The 1,174-nt window shown below is 69.0% G+C and carries 1 rRNA gene and 1 pseudogene; both read right to left on the bottom strand.

The features are described from left to right. Positions 1–797 (bottom strand): annotated as a pseudogene (locus B7L92_RS36655) (hypothetical protein); the annotation flags it as partial. Positions 798–962: 165 nt separating this feature from the next. Continuing rightward, a 5S ribosomal RNA gene (gene rrf / locus B7L92_RS36650) occupies positions 963–1,079 on the bottom strand. Positions 1,080–1,174: the final 95 nt, after the last annotated feature.

Genomic DNA, 1,174 nt, shown 5'->3' with positions numbered 1-1,174 from the left:
CCGCTCGCCGCCACGACTGTCGTCACGCCGGAAGCCACCCCGGTCGTCACCGCGGCTGTCATCCCGCCGGAAGCCACCCCGGTCGTCACCGCGGCTGTCATCCCGCCGGAAGCCACCACGGTCGCCGCCACGACTGTCATCACGCCGGAAGCCACCCCGGTCGTCCCGCCCGCGGTATCCACCGCGGTCGCCACCGCGGCTGTCGTCCCTGCGGTATCCACCGCGGTCGCCACCACGGCTGTCGTCACGTCGGCCGTAACCCCGGTCATCGCCGCCGCGGAAGCCTCCCCGCTCACCGCGGTGGTCGTCCCGCCCGCGGTACCCACCGTCCCGCTCACCGCGGTGGTCGTCCCGCCCGCGGTACCCACCGTCCCGCTCACCGCGGTGGTCGTCCCGCCCGCGGTATCCACCGCGGTCGCCACCGCGACTGTCGTCCCTGCGGAAGCCACCGCGGTCGCCACCACGGCTGTCGTCACGTCGGCCGTAACCCCGGTCATCGCCGTGGCGGAAATCGGAACGCTCGCGCTCGCCCTCACGCCGGTCGGTCCTGCGGTCGTCCCGTCCGCGGTATCCACCGTCCCGCTCACCGCGGTGGTCGTCACGTCCCCGGAAGCCGCCACGCTCCGGCCGGCCGCCGCTGCGGTCGTCACGCCGGAATCCACGGTCGCGGTCACCGCCTCGGTCCCGGTCTCGATCACGGTCGCGGTCGTCACGCCGGAAAGCGGGACGGTCTCCGTCCCTACGGAACCCACGGTCCCGGTCGTCGCCTCGACGCGGGCCACCGCGCTGGCCGCCACGATCGGAACGGTCACCACTGTCCCGTCGCCGCTGGTCGCGCTCCGGTCGGTCGTCGGGAGAGTTGGTGGACATTGGTAACTCCTGTCTTCGGTACCGCAAGCATAAATAGAAAAAGGACCCTTGGTCCCAGCTGAACGCTGGGACCAAGGGTCCTTCCAAAGATTGTTCGGCGGCGTCCTACTCTCCCACAGGGTCCCCCCTGCAGTACCATCGGCGCGGTAGGGCTTAGCTTCCGGGTTCGGAATGTAACCGGGCGTTTCCCCTACGCTATGACCACCGAAACCCTAATGGTTTCGAGCGAACAAGCACACTTTTCTTTTGTCTGTTCTACTCAAAGCCGACAACGGTCGTTGTCTCAGAACCAACACAGTGGACG

The sequence above is a fragment of the Streptomyces viridosporus genome, from assembly GCF_002078235.1.
Classification (GTDB): Bacteria; Actinomycetota; Actinomycetes; order Streptomycetales; family Streptomycetaceae; genus Streptomyces; species Streptomyces viridosporus.
This window is presented reverse-complemented; position numbering and strand designations above follow the sequence as displayed.